Source organism: Weissella sp. ESL1156, assembly GCF_058505625.1.
The window spans coordinates 785,317-806,933 of the sequence record NZ_CP196372.1; the positions used below are offsets into that span (position 1 = coordinate 785,317).

Genomic DNA, 21,617 nt, shown 5'->3' on the forward strand with positions numbered 1-21,617 from the left:
TTTAGCCAGTTTCTTAGGTGCTGACAAGATAAAGTCACTATTTATTTTTTTGAGGTACTTGAACCGTATGCAATTCTGTAACCTTTACCGAGTAATAACCATTATAAATACTAACAACTCGTGGCAACACAAATAATCGTTTATCAATAGTAATTTTCTTTTGCGTACGTATATAATGCACTGCCTGATATTGGTTATACCAAAATTGATATTCACGTTGTTGTAAAATTTGATATTTTACTTGGCTAACTGCCCAAAAAGAGATGCTTAGTAACAAACAAATACTTAAACCTGCCGTTTGTATTAAAATAGTTGCTCGCCGTTTCCTAACCATTGATATATAATTGTTCCTTAAACACTTTTCCATTTGTAAAGCATAATGTTATTTGATATAAATGTGCTGTTATTTTCTTAAAATTTACTTGTTTTACTTCTAACATATAAGATAAAAATTTACCATCATGACGATATAAGCACAAACAATGTCCCCATAATCCAAATTGATAACTTTTGTGTGTTTTCAAGTTAGCAATAGTCAATGTATGCTTTGTCATGTCAGTAACTTTATAATAGTGTCCATCATTTTCAAAACGTGAAATAAACTGATTCATCCGTAAAGATTGTATACCATTAAATTGTTGCAAAACAACTTGTTGGACTTGCCTTGAAGCGATAGAAAACGTTAAAAGGATACTACTAAAAATCATCAACGCTACAAGGCACTCAATTAACGTAAATCCTCGCCTACTAACCATAGTTGTCGTTCCCGATAATATTTTTGTTTCATTGTAAGCAATGCTTGTTCATTACTTTTTGATCTTATCCTGAAAGATTCGACTGTCGCACTTATAATTGTCACCGTCGCAGCAACAATCATTAATCCAACCATTGCTTCCATTAGTAAAAAACCTTTACGTTGTAAATCGATAAGTACCTCCACCAACCTGAAAAATTAACGCACCGCGTTGTCGTGTCTTATAATTAATAAATCGAATCGTACCCGCTGTAACTGACGATGGTTGCCATATGATTCGTACATCATTACTTACATACCATCCTGGTGGTAATACAATGCATTTATGACCAATGCACAACGTATTATCATCACCATAGATACAAAAACAAAACTGTTTACCCAACTGAACCAGTCGTTGTTCCGTAATGTAACTAGTTTCAAATTCATTTTTTACCACTTGCCAATCTCGCTTTTCAACATGCTTAGAAACGGCCACAGGAATTGATATTGTTAGACAAATGGCTAATACAATCAAACTTTCTACTAGTGTCATACCTGACCGTGTCAATTTACTTGCTTTGTACAACCTTATCTCCTTTGATGTCAAAATGTGCTTTTGTCATTTGTTGTACTTGTGTATTGGTCAGATAACCTGCATTTACTAATGTCGCTAAAGTAATTGGTTGGTTGTTATTGTCATCATGAGTAATGTTATACATATTAATTTGACTTTGTAATGTGTTCATAAGTGCTGAACGTTGCTTTTCTTCTGCATTCTTCCGAATATGAGCAACATTTGGATATATCAATACAACTAATAAACCAATAATAAATAGGGTTGTCACGACTTCAATTAACGTGAATCCTTTTCGTCGACTCTTGAGTGTTTTTTTCATTGCACAATGCCTCCCATATTTTGATATAACGGTACAAGTGTTAAGTAATATAAACCAATAATGACAATGCCAATAATTGAAAAACAAATTGGCTGAATCAACGTTAAGTATTTTTGAGTCAGTTCATCACATAATTCAAATTTTCGTTTCGCCAATAATTGAAAATTTTTACTAATATTTTCTTGTGTCTGCCCAAGTGCAAATAGTAGTGCACATTCTTTTGGTAATAAATCTACAGATAAAATAAAGCCTTTTAAATCTTGTCCTTCACACAAAGCTTGCCAAGCTTTATGACCAATGTAACCAACAAGAGATTCACGTGATTTTTTGTGTGCTCGTTCAACGATCGTTGCCAAATCAACACCACTAGCTAACAATAGCCCCAATTGTAAACAAATATAGTACTCAATCATTAATGTTGACAATTTACCAATAACTGGTAATTTCATCATGATTTTTATTCTTTTCTCCCAAGATTGTTTAATAACATACAAAACGAAAAATAATGGTAATGTCATCAATACACCTAGAAACCACCAATAATTAAAATTTGTCACAATTGTTGTAAAGCGGATACCCATCGTTTGAAACTCGGGTAACAAAAAAATGACAAAGGCCACTAACATTAATGCTAGCAGAATAAATAAAACAATTGGATACAATGATATTTGACGTATTTTTTTATATTGTGCTAATCGATGGCGTTCACGACTACCCAATTCTTGCAATAAACTGCTCAAACAGCCATGCACAACAGCAAACTCTAATTGACCAATAATTTCACGATGTAAATAAGGTGTCATTACTTCCGCAAAAGTAGTCCCTGCTGACAAATTCGACAAAATAGATTGCATATTTTTGGGGGGTAATTTTAATAAAATTTGTAACATTTTCAAGGAATTTTCCAAATCAAAACCAACTTGGAGCAGTTGACCCAAATTTTCTAAAAATTCAGTTTGCTGTTTCCGTGACCATTTTGGTTTCTGATTCATTATTTAACCTCATCAATAATCCTACTAATGCTTCACCACTAAAGACGTCTAAATTCGCGTAGATTTGGCGCGCTTCTGACTGTATTTGTTGGTAGCCTAATCCAATGAAAACTTGCATTAATAGTTCTGCAGAAATACCAAACGCACGCATACGATGCCAGATACCAATAACGGACATGGCATGAACTGTGCTTAAAATTAAATGACCACTTAGGGCCGCTTGAACAACAATATGCGCTGTCTTCGCATCGCGAATTTCACCAATGATGATAACATCAGGATGATGACGTAAAGCCAATTTTAATAATGTCGGATAATCCATTTCTGCTGCTTGGTTAACCTGTAATTGTAAAAATTGTGGTTCAATAATCTCTACCGGGTCTTCAATTGTCAAAACCATCTGATTTTTTAAATAATTGGCTGCTAAATGGTATAAAGTTGTTGTCTTACCTGATCCCATTTTTCCAGCAATTAACACCAAACCTTGAGTCATTTTCAAAACATGCTGTAATTCATTTATTTTCTGCTGAGGACGCCAAGTTAATACATTATCTTGAATAGCATAAATCAAGCGAATGACAACAGATTCGCGATTTAAAAAATCAGCCACACTCGATATACGTAAATGTAGCGACTTCTTATCAAGTAAGTAATGCCATCGACCTAATTGTGGTCGACGAACTTCTCCAATATCCATATGCGCTGAAAATTTAATATGGCGAATAAGTGACTCACCTTTTTCCTGATCAAGCGTACGTAATTTATTTAACCCTTTCATCGTATAGTAAGTAACTTCAAAGCCATTTTGACTTGGTAATATATAAATATCACTTGCATGATACTTTGCAGCTTGACCTAACATTTCATAAAAAACCGCTTGTATCTTCACTTATCTCACCTCCTCACAATAATAAGGACGTCAGTTTACCAAAAATGTCCATTCAAAAAATGCCTAACATACCATTATTGTGTGATTCAACACGACAGAAAGGTATATCAGACATTGTAAATATGTCTTTTATTTAATTTTGATCAATCAATGGCAATTACAACAAAATTTAGAATAAACAGAATTGACACTAACCATAGAATAATACTAATTTCGTTAAATTTACGTTTAACACTCTTAATCAATACATAAAAAATGAAACCAGCAGCAATTCCATACGAGATTGAGTATGAGAATGCCATAAATGCTGACGTAAAGAATGCCGGGATTGCGACTTCAATATCATCCCATTTAATTGCCTTAAACTCATTCATCATTGAGATACCAACAACAACCAAGATTGGTGCAGTAGCTGCACTTGGAATGACATTAACCAATGGTGCAGCAATAATCGATAGTATAAATCCTATCGCAATGACCACTGAAGTTAATCCAGTACGACCACCTGCTTTGATACCTGCAGAGGCTTCAATAAAGGTCGTCGTATTTGAGGTTCCAAAAATACCAGCAAACATAGTCGCAAATGTGTCTGCAACTAAGCCACGATCCATCTTTGACTTAAAACCTTTGTTTTCATAGAATTCCTTTTGATCTTTCTCTGAAAAAATGCCTGTTGAGATACCCGTACCAATAAATGTTCCAATTGCATCAAAAAGACCAGATAATCCCATTGAAAAAACTGTTAAAATAACAATTAAAATATTCTTAGGAGATGTAAACATAGACCAAAGGCCATTTGGACCCAGTGCTTGGCCAAAAATTGAGCCAAAATCACGGAACGTCTTAGAAAACGATGCCAATCCTTCAACATGCGTATTGGTGACACCCATTGGAATACCAATTAACGTTGTTGCAAATACTGAAATTAAAAAAGCCCCTGGCACATTTGCAACAACCAATAATACCAAAATAATCAAACCGATTAATGCTAACAAAACTGCTGGTTGTGTAAATGTTGTAATTTCTGGCGTTGTACTACCACCACTGGTCAAAGTTTCAATGGTTTTTGCGCCACCACCATGAAATGGTGCATTGTTTAATGAAATAATGTTTTCAGCATTCACTAAATAATTGATAAAACCTGCATTTTTCAGACCAATATAGGCAATAAACAGACCAATACCAGCGGCAATTGCATGCTTTAATTGTGTTGGAATCGACTTTACAATCAATGATCGAACTTTTGTTAATGTGATAATAACATCAACTAAACCAACTAAAAACACCATTCCCAATGCTTGCTGCCATGTGTACCCTAAACCAAAAACAATGGTATAAGTAAACATCGCTTGCATACCAATTGATGGTGCCAACGCGTATGGCAAATTAGCAAATAAACCCGTAATCAATGTTCCTGTTACAGCAGTTAAAATTGTTGCTAAAAATACACCTTGGCTAGGCATGCCGGTTAACGAAAGTACCGAAGGATTTAAAAAGATAATATAAGCCATGGCAACAAAAGTTGTAATACCAGCAATAATTTCGGTTTTTACAGTTGTATTGTTTTCCGATAGCTTAAAGAAACGTTCCAACATAATAAGTTCTTCTCCCTAAAAAAGTCATGTTAGCGTTACTTACCAACATGACTCAACGAACTAATGACCAGTCTATTCAATTTAAGAATAATCGAAATCATCTAATGATTAGTTTCTGCTTCAGTCTGTGGCAAAACACGTTAACGACCTTAATTTATTAACAATGATTCAACATTATTCCTAATTGACTTAATAGTCAATATAAATTTTAAACTAAAAAAGAACTTGTTGATTAAAACAAGTTCTTCTCATTATTCAGCTGTTGTAAAGACAGCTTGAACATCTTCATTATCTTCAAGCTCAGCAACAAGATTATCTAGTGATTCTTGCTTATCTTCTGGAACAGCCATTGGATTTTGAGCTACCATAGTTACTTCATCAATACTAAATTTATAACCCTTAGCTGCCAATGCATCACGAACTTCAGGAAAGGCCTTTGGATCTGTGTAAATTTCAAATTGATCATCAAATGTCTTCATGTCATCTGCACCAGCATCCAACATATCTTCAAACAATTGATCTTCATCAATGTCATCATCCTCATCACGTTCGATTTCAATATATCCCTTACGATCAAATTGGAAAGAAACTGAACCTGATGTACCTAATTCGCCACCAAAGTGCTTAAATGATGAACGGACAGAAGAAGCAGTACGGTTTGTATTATCTGTTAATGCTTCAACTAAAACTGCAATACCAGCTGGTCCATAACCCTCGTAAGTTAACTCTTGATAATTAGCAGCATTTGCCCCTGAAGCTTTATCCAAAGCGCGTTGGATATTATCTTTAGGCATGTTGGCAGCCTTCGCTTTATCAATTACTAAGCGTAAACTTGAATTTGAATCTGGATCAGCACCACCAGCTTTTGCTGCCGTATACAAATCACGTGCTAACTTTTGGAAAATTTTTCCACGCTTCGCATCTTGGGCGTTCTTACGTCCTTGGATGTTATGCCATTTACTATGTCCTGACATTTCAGAAACCCCTTTTCTTTCGAAAATTTATCGTCTTATTTTACCATATAATTTATCTATTGACTAGTTCTTACTCTTTAACTGTGCATAAAATCGGCTGGTGTCACACCATCTAATCCAATATTTGGATCAATATTACCGTCTTCTATCAAAGCCATTGTTAGTATATAATCTTTGTTCACATTATCAACTGTCGTTACCATTTGTTCAGCAACATCTAATTGTTGTGGTTGTATGTCCTGTGAACCGACTTTTTTAGAATCTGTTTGAACCGACACTTGTCCATTTGACTCTTGTTGATTTGCATACTGCATAATTCGCGCTTGTAGTGTCGTGCGTCGATTGACACCGGTTGTTAAAACGGCTTGCTGAAAAGCACTTTCTTGCCCAAGTAACACCAAGGATTCACGTGCTCGTGTTAACCCGGTATATAATAAATTCCGTTGCAACATCCTCGAAAACGCATTAACCAGTGGCATAATCACTAATTTATATTCTGTTCCTTGCGATTTATGAATCGTCGTTGCATAAGCTAAACTTAATTGTTGCCAATTTTCCCTTGTATAAGTTACCTCACCAGTATCAAAAGCAACAATAATAGTATCTTTATTATCAGTATTTGCCTTATCTTTTGCTAATAGGATCGTTGTAATGTAACCAATATCCCCATTAAAGACATTATTTTCAGGATCATTTGTTGTCTGCATCACCTTATCACCAACACGATAATCAATTGATAAATCACCCTTTTTAACCTGAATTGTTTTCTTTTTTTTAGTTAAAGGATTAAAAATATTTTGAGCGACTTCGTTCAGATGATTGACACCCGCTTGTGTCCGATACATTGGTGCCAATATCTGCATATCAGTCACTGTATGCCCCTTTTTTTGCCAACTCATGGCAACCTTCTCAACGAGTGTTGCGACGTGAGATAAATCCGTTGCAAAAAAAGCGCGATCTATTTTTTTCTCCTTAAAATCAGCTGGTAAGCGACCATTTTTAACATCATTTGCCAAAGCAATTATCGTCGAGCCCTTACCTTGCCGATGAATTGTTTCCAATTCGCGATAGTTAAGTAAGCCACTTGCTAATAAGTCATAAAACACACGACCAGGTCCGACTGATGGTAATTGATCTTTATCACCAACTAAAATAACTTGCATATCTGAGCCTACTGCCGATAATAACGTTGCAAATAATTGTGTGTCAACCATCGACATCTCATCAATGACTAACAAACGACCAGTTAATTCCTCAATATCAACATCATTAATATTCGCTTCACGGCCAGTAATTCCCAAAAGGTGATGAATTGTACTAGCGGGCATCCCTGTTGCTTCTTGCAATCGTTTTGCAGCACGACCAGTTGGTGCCGCTAAATGAACACTATGATCAATTTCATCTGATTTTAACCCATCTTCACGTAATAATTTTTTTAATGTGGCAACAACGCCACTAATAATTGTCGTTTTTCCAGTACCGGGGCCACCAGTTAAAATAAATAATTGATTTGTTAACGCCGCAACGATTGCTTCGCGCTGCGTTGCATCATATTTAAAATTATTGGCCAATTCAACTTCTTTTAAAAATTTAACGACAACTTCACGCGAATAAGTTTGATGTTGACTTTTTGCCAAATCAATCAGCTGTTTTGCAATTTGATTCTCAGCTTCGTAAATTTCTCTGATATATAAATAACTACCATCCGCGACGACAATTCCCTGTGTTGTTAATGTTAATAATGCGCGTTTAATGAGTTCATCGGACACCGTCACTTGCTGTCCGCGTTCTAACAATTGCTTTGTTGTTGATAATAAATCAGGTAATACCATATATGTATCTCCTGATTCAAAAGTTTTGGCATTAATTGCGGCAATTACGCCTGCATTGATTCGTCGTTCATCTAACGCATCAATGCCTTGTTGTAGAGCAAATTGATCAATTCTTCGAAAAGAAATACCATCAATATCAATTACTAACTGATATGGGTTATTTTTTAAAACCGTTAAAGTTTCTTGTTGATATTTTTGGTAAATTGTCGTTGATAAATTAGAACCAAACCCGTAATCATTTAATGCAATGATTGCTCGCTCCATACCGTCAGATTGTGCTAATTGATTAACAATAACTTGTTGTAATTTTTCATTAATATCAACATTAGCAAGTACTTTTGCATTGTCTAATATTAACTCAATCGCATTGACTCCAAGTGTATCAACAATTTTTTTGGCAGTTGCCTTACCAACACCTGGAAATTTTTCACTAGCAAAATACGCAACTAATCCTGAAGCAGAACTTGTTGCCTGCCGATGATAATTATTCGCTACAAATTGCATACCATAACGAGCATGATCTTTTAACTGACCGTTAAATTCATAGCTTGCCCCAACCTGAACATCTCCAAAATTACCAGTTATCGTGAGTTCATCATCATCAAATTCAAAGTTCTTGTCCAAAATTTTAACATGTAATACTTTAAAAAAAGAATCTTGCGCTGAAAAAACAATCGTTGCTATTTGCCCGATCACACTTGGTTGAGACATCTCATTATTATCAAAAAGATCAGTCTGGTTTTGATTCATCATTTTGGCTCCCCAACATCACTTTAATTAAATCGTCCAATCGGTTTGCATCTAGATCGTATTGCTTTGGATTAATTTCTTTTGCTTTGATCAACCAACGATTATTGACAACTGATGTTGTTGCATCGACAACACCTCTACCAAAATTAGCAAAATAGTCTTGATCATCTAACGCCAGTGCCGCATCAAATGCTTGCTTTGCTGATTCACGATTATCCAGACTCAACCAAATATTGCCTAGTAAGACTTGCGCACGTAAATCTTGCGCATTTTGTTGAACAGCTGTTAAAGCAAAAGCTAAACTCTGTTTAAACTTATTTTGCGCATAAAAACATTGTGCTTGCATCATTGTGGCATCATGTTTTAATTGTTCATCTGTTATTTTACTAAAAAAAATCGTTGAACGCGCATAATCAGCCGCCGTGTAGTAAACGGTTCCAGCAGCGTAATATAATTCTTGTTGTGCTTCAGCATTTTCTGAGAAAAGTGTTAGACTTTTAAGCACTAACTCCTCAGCTTCAATTAAATTATTAGCCATTATCAGTGCATTTACCAAATCAACATATGCCTGCCAGTGACTAGGATTTTTTGAAATATCTTTCACTAATAATGTTATATTTTTTTGTATCTTATCATCACCTGTCGTCATTTATTGTTCCACCTGTATTTAAATTGTATTTGATACATTCATTGTGACATGTAAGTAACTCGTATCATTACGCACTAATTCTGTATAATTGATACCATCAGTTGTTTCAAGAATTGATGTGCTTGTATTGCCTAACCCACCACGATCACGTAAATGCGCCAACGGGATATTTAATAATCCACCCATACCAGCAGTTAACGCGGCACCATGACTAAAGAAGATCAAATTAACATCTGGGCCGCCATAATTTTTCACAGCTTCATAGACAGCTTGTCTAAAACGTTGTTGCACTGCCTCAAAGCTTTCTGCTCCAGGTACCTGATGAGCATCAAATTTTTCTGGATGATGTCGTGATGCTTCGTACATCGGTAACCACTTTTCCTTTACTTCAGCAAAAGTCTTCCCTTCCCATATACCAAATGAAAATTCTTTTAAACCTTCTTGAATGGTTAATTGCGGTTTTTCCACCAAATAAGCCAATGTTTGTTCAGCTGTATCCATCGCCCGCTTAATAGGGCTTGAAAAGGCATGTGCAAAGGATATTTGGCTCAAATAATTACCGAGCGCTGCAATTTGCTCGATTGATTCTGGTAACAATGGTGAATCGCCTCCGGACCCTTGAAATCGCCCTTCGGCATTCCATAAAGTCTTTCCATGGCGGATAAAATATAATTTTGTCATGCCGTGATTCTCCAATTCATTTCTAAGTCGTTACTATTCATTATAATCAAAAAAACGATTAGAAACAAAGTTCTAATCGCTCAATCGTTATTCTAACCCTTCAACCAGAGCTTCAGGGAAGTTTTCGCGGACAATTTGTGCTTCATGTGCTGATAGCATTGGGAAATCTGGATCAGCACCTAAATCAGTATGGTACATACGATCTCTTGGTGAAACCTCACCTATGGCATGATCAACTTTAATTTGGTAGCCATCATATACTATGACATCAGCCGGTGCATCAGATGCATCAGCAAGTTGTAGTTGTGACACAAGTAACAACACACGAATATCTTGACCTAATGAGGCAACCATTTTAGCTTGTTCTGCTGTTAGATACAATGTTAATGCTGCTTCAGCTGGCTTACCAATTAATTTGGCATTACGAGCAACCTCAAGCGCTTTATTTGTTGCATTACGTAGATTCATAAACGCATGCCATTTCGTAAATAGGGCCGCCGTATCACCTAAATCTTCAACTTTAGGCATATCTGTTAGATAAGCAAAATCTTCTGTCTCATATGGTAAATACTCAAAAATCTCTTCTGCTGTATGTGGCAAGATAGGTAGCATTAACTTATCTAAACCAACAACAATTTTGTACAAAACAGTCTGCAATGAACGACGAAGATACCCATTAGGTGCTTCAACATATAGAATATCTTTGGCAAAATCTAAGTAGAATGCCGATAGATCAACATTAATGAAATTAATTAATAATTTGTGAACTAACTGGAAATCATAAGCATCATACGCAGCCTTTATTTCACCAACTAATTGGTTAAAACGTGCATAGAAATATTGATCAACAGCTGTTAAGTCCGCATAAGCAATTGCATTCTTATTTGGATTGAAATCAGTCGTATTTGCTAGTAGAAAACGCATCGTATTACGGATCTTACGATACGTCTCAGAAGTTTGCGCTAGAATATCCATTGAAACACGAACGTCAGCTGATGTATCAACTGTTGATACCCATAAACGAATAATTTCTGCACCCATCTTTTTAATCACTTCATTTGGCTCAATCGTATTACCAATTGACTTGGACATTTTTTCGCCATTACCATCAAGTGTAAACCCTTGTGAAACAACTTGTTTATAAGGAGCTTTACCAGTGACCGCAACTGAAGTGATTAGTGAAGAATTAAACCAACCACGATATTGATCAGAACCTTCCAAAACTAAAGTTTCTGGGAATTCTAATTCTGGTCTGGTTGCCATAACACCTTGATGAGAACTACCTGAATCAAACCAGACATCCATAATGTCAGTTTCCTTAGTAAATTCACCATGTGGTGAATGTTCATTTGTATATCCTTCAGGTAATAATTCTTTTGCTTCACGTTCAAACCAAACCGTTGATCCATGCTCAGCGACCAAATCTGCCACATGATCAATGATGGCTGGATCAACAATTGCTGTGCCATCCTCAGCATAGAAGATTGGCAATGGCACACCCCAAACACGTTGACGTGAAATAACCCAATCTCCACGGTCACGAATCATGTTGTATAGCCGTTTCTTACCCCAATCAGGCTTAAATGTGACATCATCTAGTGCATCCAAAATTTCTTGACGGAAACTGTCAATTGATGCAAACCACTGTGGAACTGCACGGAAGATAACCGGTTTCTTTGTTCGCCAATCAAATGGATAACTGTGTGTAATTGGTTCAGACTTTACTAAGGCATCTACGTCACGCAACTTTTGTAATGAAATTTCATTAGCATCTTCATAGAAGACACCTTCAAAATCAGTACCAGCTTCAGCAGTTAAATAACCACGATCATCAACATTCATGATTGGTTGAATATCATATTTTTGACCAGTCATAAAGTCATCTTCACCAAAACCAGGCGCAGTATGAACGAGTCCTGTTCCTGTATCATCAGTAACATAATCTGCCAAAACAACTAAAATATCACGATCAATATAAGGATGCTTTGTAACCATATATTCTAATTCTTTACCTTCGAAAGTTGCTAAGATTGTTGGATTTTCCCAGCCAAACTTTTCAGATAATGTTCCTAATAATGATTCAGCAATCAAATATTTCTTTGTTGTATTTGCTGGCTGTACTTGCACATATTTAAAGTCTGGATGCACTGCCAAAGCCTGTGAAGCAGGCACAGTCCAGGGAGTCGTTGTCCAGGCAACGAAATAAGTATCCTGATCAAGCAATCCTTTACCATCTTTAATTTGCTCTGAAATAAAAGCTGATTCTGAAGTCACATCATGATATTCAATTTCAGCCATCGCCAATGCAGATTCTGATGACCATGACCAAAAGACGGGTTTCTTACCACGATAAATTAATTGGCGCTTAGCCATTGCCCCAAAAACACGTAACTGAGCAGCTTCAAACTCTGGTTGTAAAGTCAAATATGGATGATCCCAATCACCTGAAACGCCTAAACGCTTAAAATCAGCCATTTGTTTTTTTACTTGTTTATGCGCAAATTCATCGGCCATTTTACGCCAAATCACTGGTCCAACCTTTTTACGATCTTTACCGGCTTTTGTTAATTGTTGCTCAATTGGTAGGCCGTGTGTATCCCAACCAGGTACATAGGGTGCATAATAACCATTCATTGACTTATAACGAACGATAATATCTTTTGATATTTTATTCATTGCGTGACCAATGTGAATATTCCCATTTGCGTATGGTGGTCCATCATGAAGCATAAATGATGGCTTACCTTCATTTAATTTTTGACGACGTTCATAGACTTTGTTTTCAAACCAAATATTTTCACGTTGTAACTCAGTCTGTGGTAAATTACCACGCATTGGAAATTTGGTTTTTCCTAGATTTAATGTTTGCTTGATTTTCATGAACATTTCCTTTCATCAACCCATACTAATTATCAAATAACAGTTAATAAAAAGCCGCATTAGTCGTAATGACTAATGCGGGACGTTTTTAACCGTGGTACCACCCGAATTTACGATTTATCAATGATAAACCGCCTCTTCAACATGTATGTGTATTAATTTTCTGCTGATAGATATAATCCGTTACTATCTTAGGCTTTCACCAATCCCTAAGTCGCTGATTAGAATAAATCATATTTTTTGGTCAGAATCATTATGTTATCTATAATACCCAATTAATTATCTTTATTCAAGAAATTTTCAGAATCTTCGCTAGATTCAGGGAAAATAACAACTGTTTCAGCTTCCTCGGCAGATACTGCCTCTGAAACAGCAGGTTCCGCTGCTGAACCAGCCGTAGCTGAAGGTTCTTGATACGTCGCAGGTTGTTGGAACGCAGCCCATTCATCTGTTTGAACCATATCTAATTGTGCACGCAACAAGCCTTCAATCTTAGACTTGAAAGCACCCATTTCTTTATCCAAGCCTTCTTTTTCAGCAACTAGTGCTTCATTTTTAGTTTGTGAATCAGTCAATAATGCGTTTGCCTTTGCATTTGCCTCCATCACAATTTTTTGTGCTTCAGCTTGTGCTTGTTGCAAAGTTGCCTCTGCCTCTGCCTCTGTTTGTTTCTTCAAACGATCTGCAGCTTCTTGCGCAATCAAAATTGATGAGTTAACTGATTGCTTCATTTCTTCAACTTGCTTAGCATTCGCATCTGCTTCTGCTAATTGCGTTTTCAATGTTTGATTTTCTTGCATCAAGGCATCATAATCAGTCACAATCTGATCCAAAAAGTCAGTCACTTCTGACTTATCGTACCATTTGTTACGACTAGTTGTGAATTCTTTAGCATGAATTTCTTGTGGGGTCAATGTCATGAGATGTCTCCAATCTATTTTTTAATGATAGCCATTGTTATGCGCCATTTATCTTTTTTTGTTAAACCATTCAGCTCTGTTATTTTTAATCGACCATAGTGCCGAACAGAAATTAAATCATTAACCGCTAAAATATAATCAGGCTTACTAATGTCAGTCCAATTCACACGAACCAAATCATGTTCAATCATTTGCTTTGCATGGTTCCTAGAAATATTATACCCATTTGCGACAATACTATCTAGTCGTAAAGAACCAACCGTTGTGTTAATTAATGTCCAGTCATCATTAACAGCAACAATTTCAGTTTCAGAAACTTCTTCAAATCGTACCTTAGATTTACCAATGTGATCTAAGTGAGTTATTATGAACGTTCCAATTGCCTTTGTTGCAACGAAATACCACGTTTCTGACTCACCCTTAATAATATCACCAATACTTTGACGCGCAATACCGTTATGCATGAAAGTTCCTAAAATTGTACTATGATGCAGTGTTGCAAATTTTTCTGGATATTTTATCTGAACTAACATTAAATCAAAATCGTCAACTGTTGGTTCATAATAGCTTGGCGCTATTATGACACGCCGGTTTTCGGCATTGGGATAACCACCCGCCTGAAATATTTTCAAATCGTCTCGTTGATTAACCAAAGTTGTTAATATATAAAATTCTCTTGGGTTCAAAAAATTCGTCAAGACTGGACGATATTCATCCAATACCTGACGAACCAAGCCCTCCATTAAATTTAGAAACGTGGCTTCATTAGGGCGGAAATGTTGTGCTACATTATCAACCATAATCTTCTCTATATCATTGTTCGAGCAATAGCTTGCAATCCCATTTCTGCTGCTTGCAAAAGAATCAACCCAATTAAAGGTGTGAAATCTAAAATACCAACGGTTGGTATAAAGCGTCTTAATGGGTTTAAAATTAATTCTGCTATTTTACCTAGCACTTGTCCAATTGATGATTGTTGTGCACCAGGCAACCAAGACATTAAGACCCATATGACAATCACAAATTCTAATGCTCGAAGTAGCAAGCCTAATATTCCAAGGATTGTTAACATATTACCACCTATTAATTAAATTGTTGCCCAAGATTTTGAGAAATCGTACCAGAAATCTCAAAATTATGTGGGGTTGCTAAAAATATTCTTTCACCAACTCGTTCAATTGTGCCATCAACAGCAAATGCGGTACCACCTAAGTAATCTAAAATACGCTTACCCGTATTTTCATCAATTGATCCTAGATTAACAATGACTGCTTCACCACCTAGTAGTTGCGTCGCAATTGTTTGTGCATCTGCATATGTACGTGGCTCATACAAAGCTATTTTTGCCGGATCATCTCTTGATCCATCCATTTTAATAACATTAGCACGTCGCTCATTTGTTGGACGAGTGGCATTATTATTGGGTTCACTAAAATTAGCTTTTTGCTCTTCTTTACTACCTTCTGAGTCTTCATCCTCATAATAGTAATTATCGTCAACACCAAAGATGTAATCCTTAAATTTAAATGCCATGACCAGTCTCCTTACTTATCACCGCGCTTCATCCAATTAAAATAAGCTGGACGCTCAATTTCTTCGTCAGATGAACTTGGTTGAGAGGGTGCGCTTTGCTGTGATGGTGCAGCAGACTCTACAGGCGCACTTTGCTGTGGTGTTTGTACTTGGTCTGAAGGTGTTCCCCAATCAGCAAATGGATCATTATTCACAACTGGTTGTTGTGCTTGTGGCTGCTGTACAGGCTGTTCAGACACTGCTTGGAATGGACTTGTTTGTTGCTTTGAACCCAAGTTAATTTCAGGACGTGGTGTCTGTGGACGATCAATGCCAGTTGCAATTACTGTCACCACCAAATCACCTTCCATTTCCATATCAATGGTCGTTCCAAAAATAATATCCACATCTGTACCAGCAGCTTGTGCAATGGTCTCAGAAGCTTCTTGTGCTTCAAACAAAGACATGTCAGAGCCACCCTTAACAGATAGTAAGACATTTGTTGCACCCTCAATTTTAGCTTCCAACAACGGTGAAGCAATTGCTTTGCGGGTTGCTTCAGCTGCACGATTCTCACCAGATGCTGAACCAATTCCCATCAAGGCAGTTCCTTGACCTGCCATGGCAGTCTTAACATCAGCAAAGTCCAAATTGATAATTCCTGGCTTTGTAATCAAATCTGAAATACCAGAAACACCTTGCTCCAAAACATCGTCGACCATCTTGAAAGCTTCCATAATTGGCGCCTTCTTGTCAACAATTTGTAACAAATTGTTATTAGCAATAACAATTAATGTGTCGACGTTCTCCTTTAATTTCGCTAGTCCTTCAGCTGCAGATTTACCACGTCTTGGTCCTTCAAAAGAAAATGGACGTGTGACAACACCAATGGTAAGTGCACCAGAATCTTTTGCAATTTTAGCAATGACAGGCGCAGCACCCGTTCCAGTTCCACCACCCATGCCTGCAGTCACAAAGACCATATCAGCGCCTTGTAGTGCTTCCGTTAATTCTTGTTCACTCTCTTTGGCTGCTGCCTCACCAACTTCTGGACGAGCACCGGCACCGAGCCCACGAGTTGCCTTTGAACCGATTTGTATTTTATTCTCTGCTGTTGAACGATCAAGTGCTTGTGCGTCAGTGTTCGCAACAATAAATTCAACACCTTCAACACCATCGGTTACCATTTGATTAACAGCATTACCACCGCCACCACCTACACCGATAACTTTAATTGTGGCACCATATTCTTGGTTCATGTCCATTTGCAAATCCATATTGAGCTCCTTTTTTGTTAATTTATGAATTAGTCAAAGAACTCCGCAAAGAAATCTTTAATACGATTTTTCTTCTTAGGTTGTTCTTTCTCAGTTACTTCAGCCGACTCGACTACTTCAGTTTCCATCTGAGCAGCTCGCTGTCTTTGTTGTTCAACTTTTTGTCTTTTCTTTTCATTTCGCTTATCACGAGATACTTGTTCACCCATATTTGGCTGACCAAGTACAACAAGTGGCAAGCCATACAAAGCTTGCTTAACAATAAGCTGAATTGGTGTTTGTTGCGCAGCATAGTGAACCAATGCCCAAGCACCCGCATAACCAGGGTGACGCAAGCCAATATCATCAGGCGCAAATAATTTTGTCTGAACTTTATAAGTATCACGAATGGCTTCAGTCATGCCACGTAAAGCAGCACCACCACCAGTCACGACAATTCCCCCAGGCATTTGAAAAGCACCTACTAAGTCTAATTTTTCACCTAATTTTCCTAAAATTTGTGTCACACGTGCCTCGATAATTTGTGCCAATAAGGTTTCTGAAACTTGTTCTGGTTCTTCCGCACTAACTTTTTTAATAACAAGTTGATTATCTTCTTCTGCTAAATTAGACAATGCAAAACCAGAATCAAGTTTTAACATGTCGGCATCGTGTAACCCAACCTCAAGAACAGCACTAATATCACGTGAGATATTGTCACTTCCTGCTGGAAATGATGATAAGAACTTCAATTGATGTTCATGAACAACGGTAGCTGAAGTTTGTCCAGCACCCATATCTAATATAATTGTGCCAAATTCTTGCTGACCATCATCTAATAATGTCTTACTATATGCCAATGGTGCCAAAACAAAATCACGAAGCTGTAGTCCAGCCTTGTTAATGGCCAAACGTAAATTTCCCATGACATTTCGTGGTGCGGTATAGGCAATTCCTTGCATTGCTAAACGCATTCCTACCATGTCATTTGGATCTTGAATACCATCAAAATCATCAACAACGAATTCAGTCGGAATTAATTCAACCACTTCACGATCTGCAGGCAATTGAACTTTAATTGCCTCCTGCACAGTATTAGCAACATCCTCGTACGAAATATGTTGACTATCTTTGACTGTTACAGTCCCCTTAACATGTTGAATTTGAATGTTGCTTGCAGGTAAACTGGCAACAACCTCAGTTATTGGCTGTTCAGTCTGCTCGTTAACTTGTGCTACTGCTTGACGAATGTCAGTCGCCGTTGCATCAATATCCACAACGACGCCCTTCTTTACACCGTGCGCAACCGATCGACCAACCGCGACAATATTCGCCTGCTGATCTCTAACATCCGCTGCTAGCACTTTAATCGTGTTAGTCCCAACATCAAGACCAACAATTAATCCATGGTTGGCCATCTTAATTCCTCCTTTGACTACCATACAAAAAGTTTAAATAAATAAACAATTCTTTAGAAATAATACCATACTTTAGGGTCATTCTTCCAGACCTGTGCCTAGTTTTATTGATGATATGGCGTAAAATATGCGCCAACTTGCAAATCAGCTTGCCCCTTTTGATTTAGCTGAGCGACCATGCCTGGATAATACTTCATTTTCTTTGATAATTCATCGGCACTAATCAAGACCTCATTGCCATCATTCATATAAATTAAAAGACGTTGATTATTTTGTGCATTTGGTGCCCAAACAATTTCTGAAACAGCATGACGTAATGGATCAGATAACTTACCAAATTCAGATAAAGTTTTACGTAATTGCTTCCCAGACGTAAAACCATCATACAATGGTAAACCGCCTACTTGATTATCGCTGATGCCTTTATTTAACATATGACCATTCTCTAAAATGGGATAATATTTACTGCCAGCTTTAACATACCCCACTTTGACAATTTCATCTACCTTAACTTGTAACGTATTATCAGATTTCAACGTTAATTTTAAATGATTAATTTGCGGATCCCTATCCTTCGCTTGTTGACTAAAATAGTTACTTTGATACAAAGTTGTTAATAACGGTTGCCCTTTTCGTAAACCTGACGCATTCAAAATGACTTTATCTGATAGCTCATGGGTTCCCACAATTTTATAATGTTGTACTTGGCTGGCAGGCGATATCAAATAAACTAATCCTGCAGCCATCATAACAAGTACAATAATTGAACGAATAGCAGCCCATTCATGAGAAAACAACAATCTTTTTCTTTCTTTATGCAACTTCTCTGAATGTAGCTTCTCTGATTGATTATCTGCTATAACTGATTTATCTTCATCTGATGATATCACTTGATCACTGTTTAAATTTTTTATTTCAGCGTCTTCAGACTGATGATTGGTTGGCGTCTGATGCTGTTCTTTTACGACTGATGCTGAATGATTGGGTTTTGATGATACACCATTCCCTGATAATAATGCATTTAAATGTGCCTGAATATCAGAAGAATTCGCATTATCTTTATCATTATGCGGATTTTCTTTTTTATCAGTCATCGTGACCTCCTACAATCCCCTCACAAAAATTTTGTCTATTTAATAACACTTTTAATTAATGCTATAAATTGATCAGCTGCATCTGGGACACCCATTTTCATAGCTGCCTCAGCCATCATATGACGTTGCTTGTCATCAGTCATCAATTGATCGATGGTCGCAAACAAAGTGGTACCTGAAAGTGATTCTTCTGTAATCATTTCAGCCGCACCAGCGTTTGCTAGACTCCGTGCGTTTTTTGTTTGATGATCATTCGTCACATAAGGGCTAGGAATCAAAATCATTGGCTTGCCTAATGCTGTTTGTTCAGCCAAACTAGTTGCACCAGCACGTCCAACGACTAGCGCAACTCTTGGCATTAATTGTGGCATATTACTAATATAAGGGACAACGGCAATGTTCGCCGCAACATGAATATCTTTAGCAGCCATTGCTTGTTTCACATCATCATAACGTTTTGAACCAGTTACAAAGATGACTTGATAAGGTTGATCAGCAAAATTTGTCAACGCATCTACCATTGACGAATTGATTTTAATCGCACCCTGTGACCCGCCAAAAACTAATACAGACGGTTTATCAGGTGACAATCCTAATTTCCCCCAGTCAAAGCTACCTTGTCCATCAACCACCTCTTGTGCTCTTGGATTGCCAACTAGTGTTGCTAATCCGGATTTAAAGGCTGGTAATGCTGCTGGAAAAGCAACTCCTACTTTTGTCACCTTACGTGCTAAGAATTTATTTGTCACACCAACAACTGAATTTTGTTCATGAATAACAGTTGGAATACCCATTTGTTGTGCTGCATAAAGAACTGGTCCTGAAACATAACCGCCTGTTCCCACAACAACATCTGGTTTAAAGGCAACTAAATATTTTTTGGCTTCACGTGTTGCCTTTAAAAACAAATAAATTGTCTTAAAATTATCAAGAGACAATGAACGATGAAAACCTTGTACCTGTAAAGATTTAAATTTAAATCCTGCTTCAGGAACAATATCACCTTCCAAACCACGTTCACTACCAATGTACAAAACTTCAGTATTTGGTTCTAAAGTCTTTAAACGTTTTACAGTTGCTAATGCTGGATAAATATGACCACCCGTGCCACCACCCGATACAATAATACGCATATCTAATCCTCTCTAGTCTTTAATGTCTGATATTTTAAATGCTTTAACAGCCTCAACAAATAATTGACCTCTTGTTTCAAAGTCAGGGAATTGATCCCACGATGCTGCCGCTGGAGACAATAAAATAATTTCACCTTCACAGCTCAATTCAAACGCTGGTTTGACAGCATGAGGCGCATCTTTGGCAAAAATAACTGGTATACCAAGTTTTTGCCCAACTTTTGCTAATTTTTTACCTGTTTGTCCAAAAACAACCAATGCTTTAACATGTTGACGCATTGCCGCTAATAAGCGCATTTGATCATCACCACGATCTAAACCGCCTGCTAATAATACAACCGGTACATTAAATCCAGATAAAGCCATTTCGGTAGCCTCAATGTCAGTTGCTTTGGAATCATTATACACTTGTCGACCATAAAACTTACCGATAAATTGCAAACGATGTGCAACACCAGAAAAATTTCGTAATGCCTGTGAAATGTGCTCATTTGACACTCCCATTAACTTACCAACAGCAATTGCTGCAAGCGCATTATCAATATTATGTTCCCCTGGTACACCGAGTTCCGATGCAGACATGATTAATTCATCTCGATAATATAGATTGCCAGCCTTTAAAAATGTTCCTTCATGACTATTTTCTTGACGTGAAAAAGGGACAACTTTGGCTTGTGTCTCTTTAGAAAGTTGACGCCACTCTTCTGTGTCATAATTAACGACAAAATAGTCCGTTGCCGTTTGATGTTTCGTAATATTCATTTTAGCTGCAATATAATTCTCACGCGTACCATGAAAATTTAGATGCGACGCAAAAATATTCGTTAATACAGCAATGTGTGGCTTTGGCTCAGGCATTCCCGTTAATTGGAATGATGACAATTCGGTTACTAAAGTATCCTGTTTTGTCATTTTAGGGGCAACTTCACTAACTGGCACACCAATATTCCCTGCAACAAGCACATGACCAGATGCCTTCTTTTTTGTCCGTAAGATAGCGGCAATCATTTCCGTCGTCGTTGTCTTACCGTTAGAACCAGTGATTGCAATCCATTGATCCTGAATGTATTTTTGTGCAAGCGCAACTTCAACAACAATGGGTAGTCCCTTTTTCTTTGCAGCAACTAATATTGGAATTGTGTAAGGAATCCCCGGGTTTTTAACGATCAAATCAATTCCTTGTAATAAACTTGCCGATTGATCTGTCGTAAATTGCACACCCTTGTCTTTTAAGGTCATCACTTTCGTATCATTTTCATCTAATTTAGGATCTGACACAATAACATCAGTTCCTTCACTTTGCAGAAGATTAGCTGCCGCTGCACCTGAACGAGCAAATCCAATTATTAATACATGTTTATTCATTAATTTAGCGCCCCTTTTTTTAGATATGTATATGGGGACTAACCC

22 protein-coding genes are annotated in these 21,617 nt (G+C 37.1%); all 22 read right to left on the minus strand.

Going from position 1 to position 21,617, the window contains the following annotated elements:
- Positions 1-37: 37 nt before the first annotated feature.
- Complete coding sequence (locus ACSKY2_RS03895; RefSeq protein WP_489876846.1) at positions 38-334, minus strand: hypothetical protein; 297 nt, start codon at positions 332-334, stop codon at positions 38-40.
- The gene (locus tag ACSKY2_RS03900; protein WP_489876847.1) at positions 327-755 is read right to left on the minus strand and encodes a prepilin-type N-terminal cleavage/methylation domain-containing protein; all 429 of its coding nucleotides are present in this window, start codon (positions 753-755) and stop codon (positions 327-329) included. The genes ACSKY2_RS03895 and ACSKY2_RS03900 overlap by 8 nt, the downstream gene beginning before the upstream one ends.
- A complete protein-coding gene (locus tag ACSKY2_RS03905) occupies positions 728-898 on the minus strand; it encodes a hypothetical protein (protein ID WP_489876848.1) in 171 nt (56 codons plus the stop codon). The genes ACSKY2_RS03900 and ACSKY2_RS03905 overlap by 28 nt, the downstream gene beginning before the upstream one ends.
- A gap of 13 nt (positions 899-911) precedes the next feature.
- On the minus strand, positions 912-1,322 hold the full coding sequence (locus ACSKY2_RS03910; protein WP_489876849.1) for a prepilin-type N-terminal cleavage/methylation domain-containing protein: 411 nt from the start codon (positions 1,320-1,322) through the stop codon (positions 912-914).
- Positions 1,306-1,632: a competence type IV pilus major pilin ComGC gene (locus ACSKY2_RS03915; RefSeq protein ID WP_489841020.1), complete on the minus strand. Its 327-nt coding sequence runs from the start codon at positions 1,630-1,632 to the stop codon at positions 1,306-1,308. Before ACSKY2_RS03915 ends, ACSKY2_RS03910 begins: the two co-directional genes overlap by 17 nt.
- Entirely contained in the window at positions 1,629-2,624 is a 996-nt protein-coding gene (locus ACSKY2_RS03920; protein WP_489876850.1) for a type II secretion system F family protein, read from the minus strand. Before ACSKY2_RS03920 ends, ACSKY2_RS03915 begins: the two co-directional genes overlap by 4 nt.
- The gene (gene comGA, locus ACSKY2_RS03925) at positions 2,584-3,513 is read right to left on the minus strand and encodes a competence type IV pilus ATPase ComGA (RefSeq protein WP_489876851.1); all 930 of its coding nucleotides are present in this window, start codon (positions 3,511-3,513) and stop codon (positions 2,584-2,586) included. The genes ACSKY2_RS03920 and comGA overlap by 41 nt, the downstream gene beginning before the upstream one ends.
- Positions 3,514-3,656: 143 nt before the next feature.
- Positions 3,657-5,108, minus strand: coding sequence for an NCS2 family permease (locus ACSKY2_RS03930; RefSeq protein ID WP_489876852.1), 1,452 nt, complete (start codon positions 5,106-5,108; stop codon positions 3,657-3,659).
- 251 nt (positions 5,109-5,359) lie between these two features.
- Positions 5,360-6,082: a YebC/PmpR family DNA-binding transcriptional regulator gene (locus ACSKY2_RS03935; RefSeq protein ID WP_489841017.1), complete on the minus strand. Its 723-nt coding sequence runs from the start codon at positions 6,080-6,082 to the stop codon at positions 5,360-5,362.
- Between the two features lie 77 nt (positions 6,083-6,159).
- The gene (gene recD2, locus ACSKY2_RS03940) at positions 6,160-8,667 is read right to left on the minus strand and encodes an SF1B family DNA helicase RecD2 (RefSeq protein ID WP_489876853.1); all 2,508 of its coding nucleotides are present in this window, start codon (positions 8,665-8,667) and stop codon (positions 6,160-6,162) included.
- Positions 8,645-9,313, minus strand: coding sequence for a tetratricopeptide repeat protein (locus ACSKY2_RS03945; protein ID WP_489876854.1), 669 nt, complete (start codon positions 9,311-9,313; stop codon positions 8,645-8,647). The genes recD2 and ACSKY2_RS03945 overlap by 23 nt, the downstream gene beginning before the upstream one ends.
- Positions 9,314-9,331: 18 nt before the next feature.
- Positions 9,332-9,994 (minus strand): histidine phosphatase family protein, encoded by a 663-nt coding sequence (locus ACSKY2_RS03950; protein WP_489841014.1) that lies wholly within the window; start codon positions 9,992-9,994, stop codon positions 9,332-9,334.
- Positions 9,995-10,081: 87 nt separating this feature from the next.
- Positions 10,082-12,874 carry an isoleucine--tRNA ligase gene (gene ileS, locus ACSKY2_RS03955; RefSeq protein ID WP_489876855.1) on the minus strand — a complete coding sequence of 931 codons (2,793 nt, stop codon included), beginning with the start codon at positions 12,872-12,874 and terminating at the stop codon, positions 10,082-10,084.
- Between the two features lie 275 nt (positions 12,875-13,149).
- Complete coding sequence (locus ACSKY2_RS03960) at positions 13,150-13,794, minus strand: DivIVA domain-containing protein (RefSeq protein WP_489876856.1); 645 nt, start codon at positions 13,792-13,794, stop codon at positions 13,150-13,152.
- Between the two features lie 14 nt (positions 13,795-13,808).
- Positions 13,809-14,594: a YlmH family RNA-binding protein gene (locus tag ACSKY2_RS03965; protein ID WP_489876857.1), complete on the minus strand. Its 786-nt coding sequence runs from the start codon at positions 14,592-14,594 to the stop codon at positions 13,809-13,811.
- A gap of 8 nt (positions 14,595-14,602) precedes the next feature.
- Entirely contained in the window at positions 14,603-14,866 is a 264-nt protein-coding gene (locus ACSKY2_RS03970; RefSeq protein ID WP_489876858.1) for a YggT family protein, read from the minus strand.
- 11 nt (positions 14,867-14,877) lie between these two features.
- Positions 14,878-15,327 carry a cell division protein SepF gene (locus tag ACSKY2_RS03975; protein WP_489841009.1) on the minus strand — a complete coding sequence of 150 codons (450 nt, stop codon included), beginning with the start codon at positions 15,325-15,327 and terminating at the stop codon, positions 14,878-14,880.
- 11 nt (positions 15,328-15,338) lie between these two features.
- Positions 15,339-16,583 carry a cell division protein FtsZ gene (ftsZ, locus tag ACSKY2_RS03980; protein WP_489841008.1) on the minus strand — a complete coding sequence of 415 codons (1,245 nt, stop codon included), beginning with the start codon at positions 16,581-16,583 and terminating at the stop codon, positions 15,339-15,341.
- A 29-nt stretch (positions 16,584-16,612) separates the two neighbouring features.
- Positions 16,613-17,980 (minus strand): cell division protein FtsA, encoded by a 1,368-nt coding sequence (gene ftsA, locus ACSKY2_RS03985; protein ID WP_489876859.1) that lies wholly within the window; start codon positions 17,978-17,980, stop codon positions 16,613-16,615.
- Positions 17,981-18,084: 104 nt separating this feature from the next.
- Positions 18,085-19,074 (minus strand): cell division protein FtsQ/DivIB, encoded by a 990-nt coding sequence (locus tag ACSKY2_RS03990; RefSeq protein ID WP_489876860.1) that lies wholly within the window; start codon positions 19,072-19,074, stop codon positions 18,085-18,087.
- A 35-nt stretch (positions 19,075-19,109) separates the two neighbouring features.
- Positions 19,110-20,207 (minus strand): undecaprenyldiphospho-muramoylpentapeptide beta-N-acetylglucosaminyltransferase, encoded by a 1,098-nt coding sequence (gene murG / locus ACSKY2_RS03995; RefSeq protein WP_489876861.1) that lies wholly within the window; start codon positions 20,205-20,207, stop codon positions 19,110-19,112.
- A 12-nt stretch (positions 20,208-20,219) separates the two neighbouring features.
- Positions 20,220-21,572 (minus strand): UDP-N-acetylmuramoyl-L-alanine--D-glutamate ligase, encoded by a 1,353-nt coding sequence (gene murD / locus ACSKY2_RS04000; protein ID WP_489876862.1) that lies wholly within the window; start codon positions 21,570-21,572, stop codon positions 20,220-20,222.
- Positions 21,573-21,617 lie beyond the last annotated feature (45 nt).

Coding starts and splice junctions, on each gene's coding strand:
- ACSKY2_RS03895 (WP_489876846.1), bottom strand. CDS start 334: ATGGTTAGGAAACGGCGAGCAACTATTTTAATACAAACGGCAGGTTTA.
- ACSKY2_RS03900 (WP_489876847.1), bottom strand. CDS start 755: ATGGTTAGTAGGCGAGGATTTACGTTAATTGAGTGCCTTGTAGCGTTG.
- ACSKY2_RS03905 (WP_489876848.1), bottom strand. CDS start 898: ATGGAAGCAATGGTTGGATTAATGATTGTTGCTGCGACGGTGACAATT.
- ACSKY2_RS03915 (WP_489841020.1), bottom strand. CDS start 1,632: ATGAAAAAAACACTCAAGAGTCGACGAAAAGGATTCACGTTAATTGAA.
- ACSKY2_RS03920 (WP_489876850.1), bottom strand. CDS start 2,624: ATGAATCAGAAACCAAAATGGTCACGGAAACAGCAAACTGAATTTTTA.
- ACSKY2_RS03930 (WP_489876852.1), bottom strand. CDS start 5,108: ATGTTGGAACGTTTCTTTAAGCTATCGGAAAACAATACAACTGTAAAA.
- ACSKY2_RS03935 (WP_489841017.1), bottom strand. CDS start 6,082: ATGTCAGGACATAGTAAATGGCATAACATCCAAGGACGTAAGAACGCC.
- recD2 (WP_489876853.1), bottom strand. CDS start 8,667: ATGATGAATCAAAACCAGACTGATCTTTTTGATAATAATGAGATGTCT.
- ACSKY2_RS03945 (WP_489876854.1), bottom strand. CDS start 9,313: ATGACGACAGGTGATGATAAGATACAAAAAAATATAACATTATTAGTG.
- ACSKY2_RS03950 (WP_489841014.1), bottom strand. CDS start 9,994: ATGACAAAATTATATTTTATCCGCCATGGAAAGACTTTATGGAATGCC.
- ileS (WP_489876855.1), bottom strand. CDS start 12,874: ATGAAAATCAAGCAAACATTAAATCTAGGAAAAACCAAATTTCCAATG.
- ACSKY2_RS03960 (WP_489876856.1), bottom strand. CDS start 13,794: ATGACATTGACCCCACAAGAAATTCATGCTAAAGAATTCACAACTAGT.
- ACSKY2_RS03965 (WP_489876857.1), bottom strand. CDS start 14,594: ATGGTTGATAATGTAGCACAACATTTCCGCCCTAATGAAGCCACGTTT.
- ACSKY2_RS03970 (WP_489876858.1), bottom strand. CDS start 14,866: ATGTTAACAATCCTTGGAATATTAGGCTTGCTACTTCGAGCATTAGAA.
- ACSKY2_RS03975 (WP_489841009.1), bottom strand. CDS start 15,327: ATGGCATTTAAATTTAAGGATTACATCTTTGGTGTTGACGATAATTAC.
- ftsZ (WP_489841008.1), bottom strand. CDS start 16,583: ATGGATTTGCAAATGGACATGAACCAAGAATATGGTGCCACAATTAAA.
- ftsA (WP_489876859.1), bottom strand. CDS start 17,980: ATGGCCAACCATGGATTAATTGTTGGTCTTGATGTTGGGACTAACACG.
- ACSKY2_RS03990 (WP_489876860.1), bottom strand. CDS start 19,074: ATGACTGATAAAAAAGAAAATCCGCATAATGATAAAGATAATGCGAAT.
- murG (WP_489876861.1), bottom strand. CDS start 20,207: ATGCGTATTATTGTATCGGGTGGTGGCACGGGTGGTCATATTTATCCA.
- murD (WP_489876862.1), bottom strand. CDS start 21,572: ATGAATAAACATGTATTAATAATTGGATTTGCTCGTTCAGGTGCAGCG.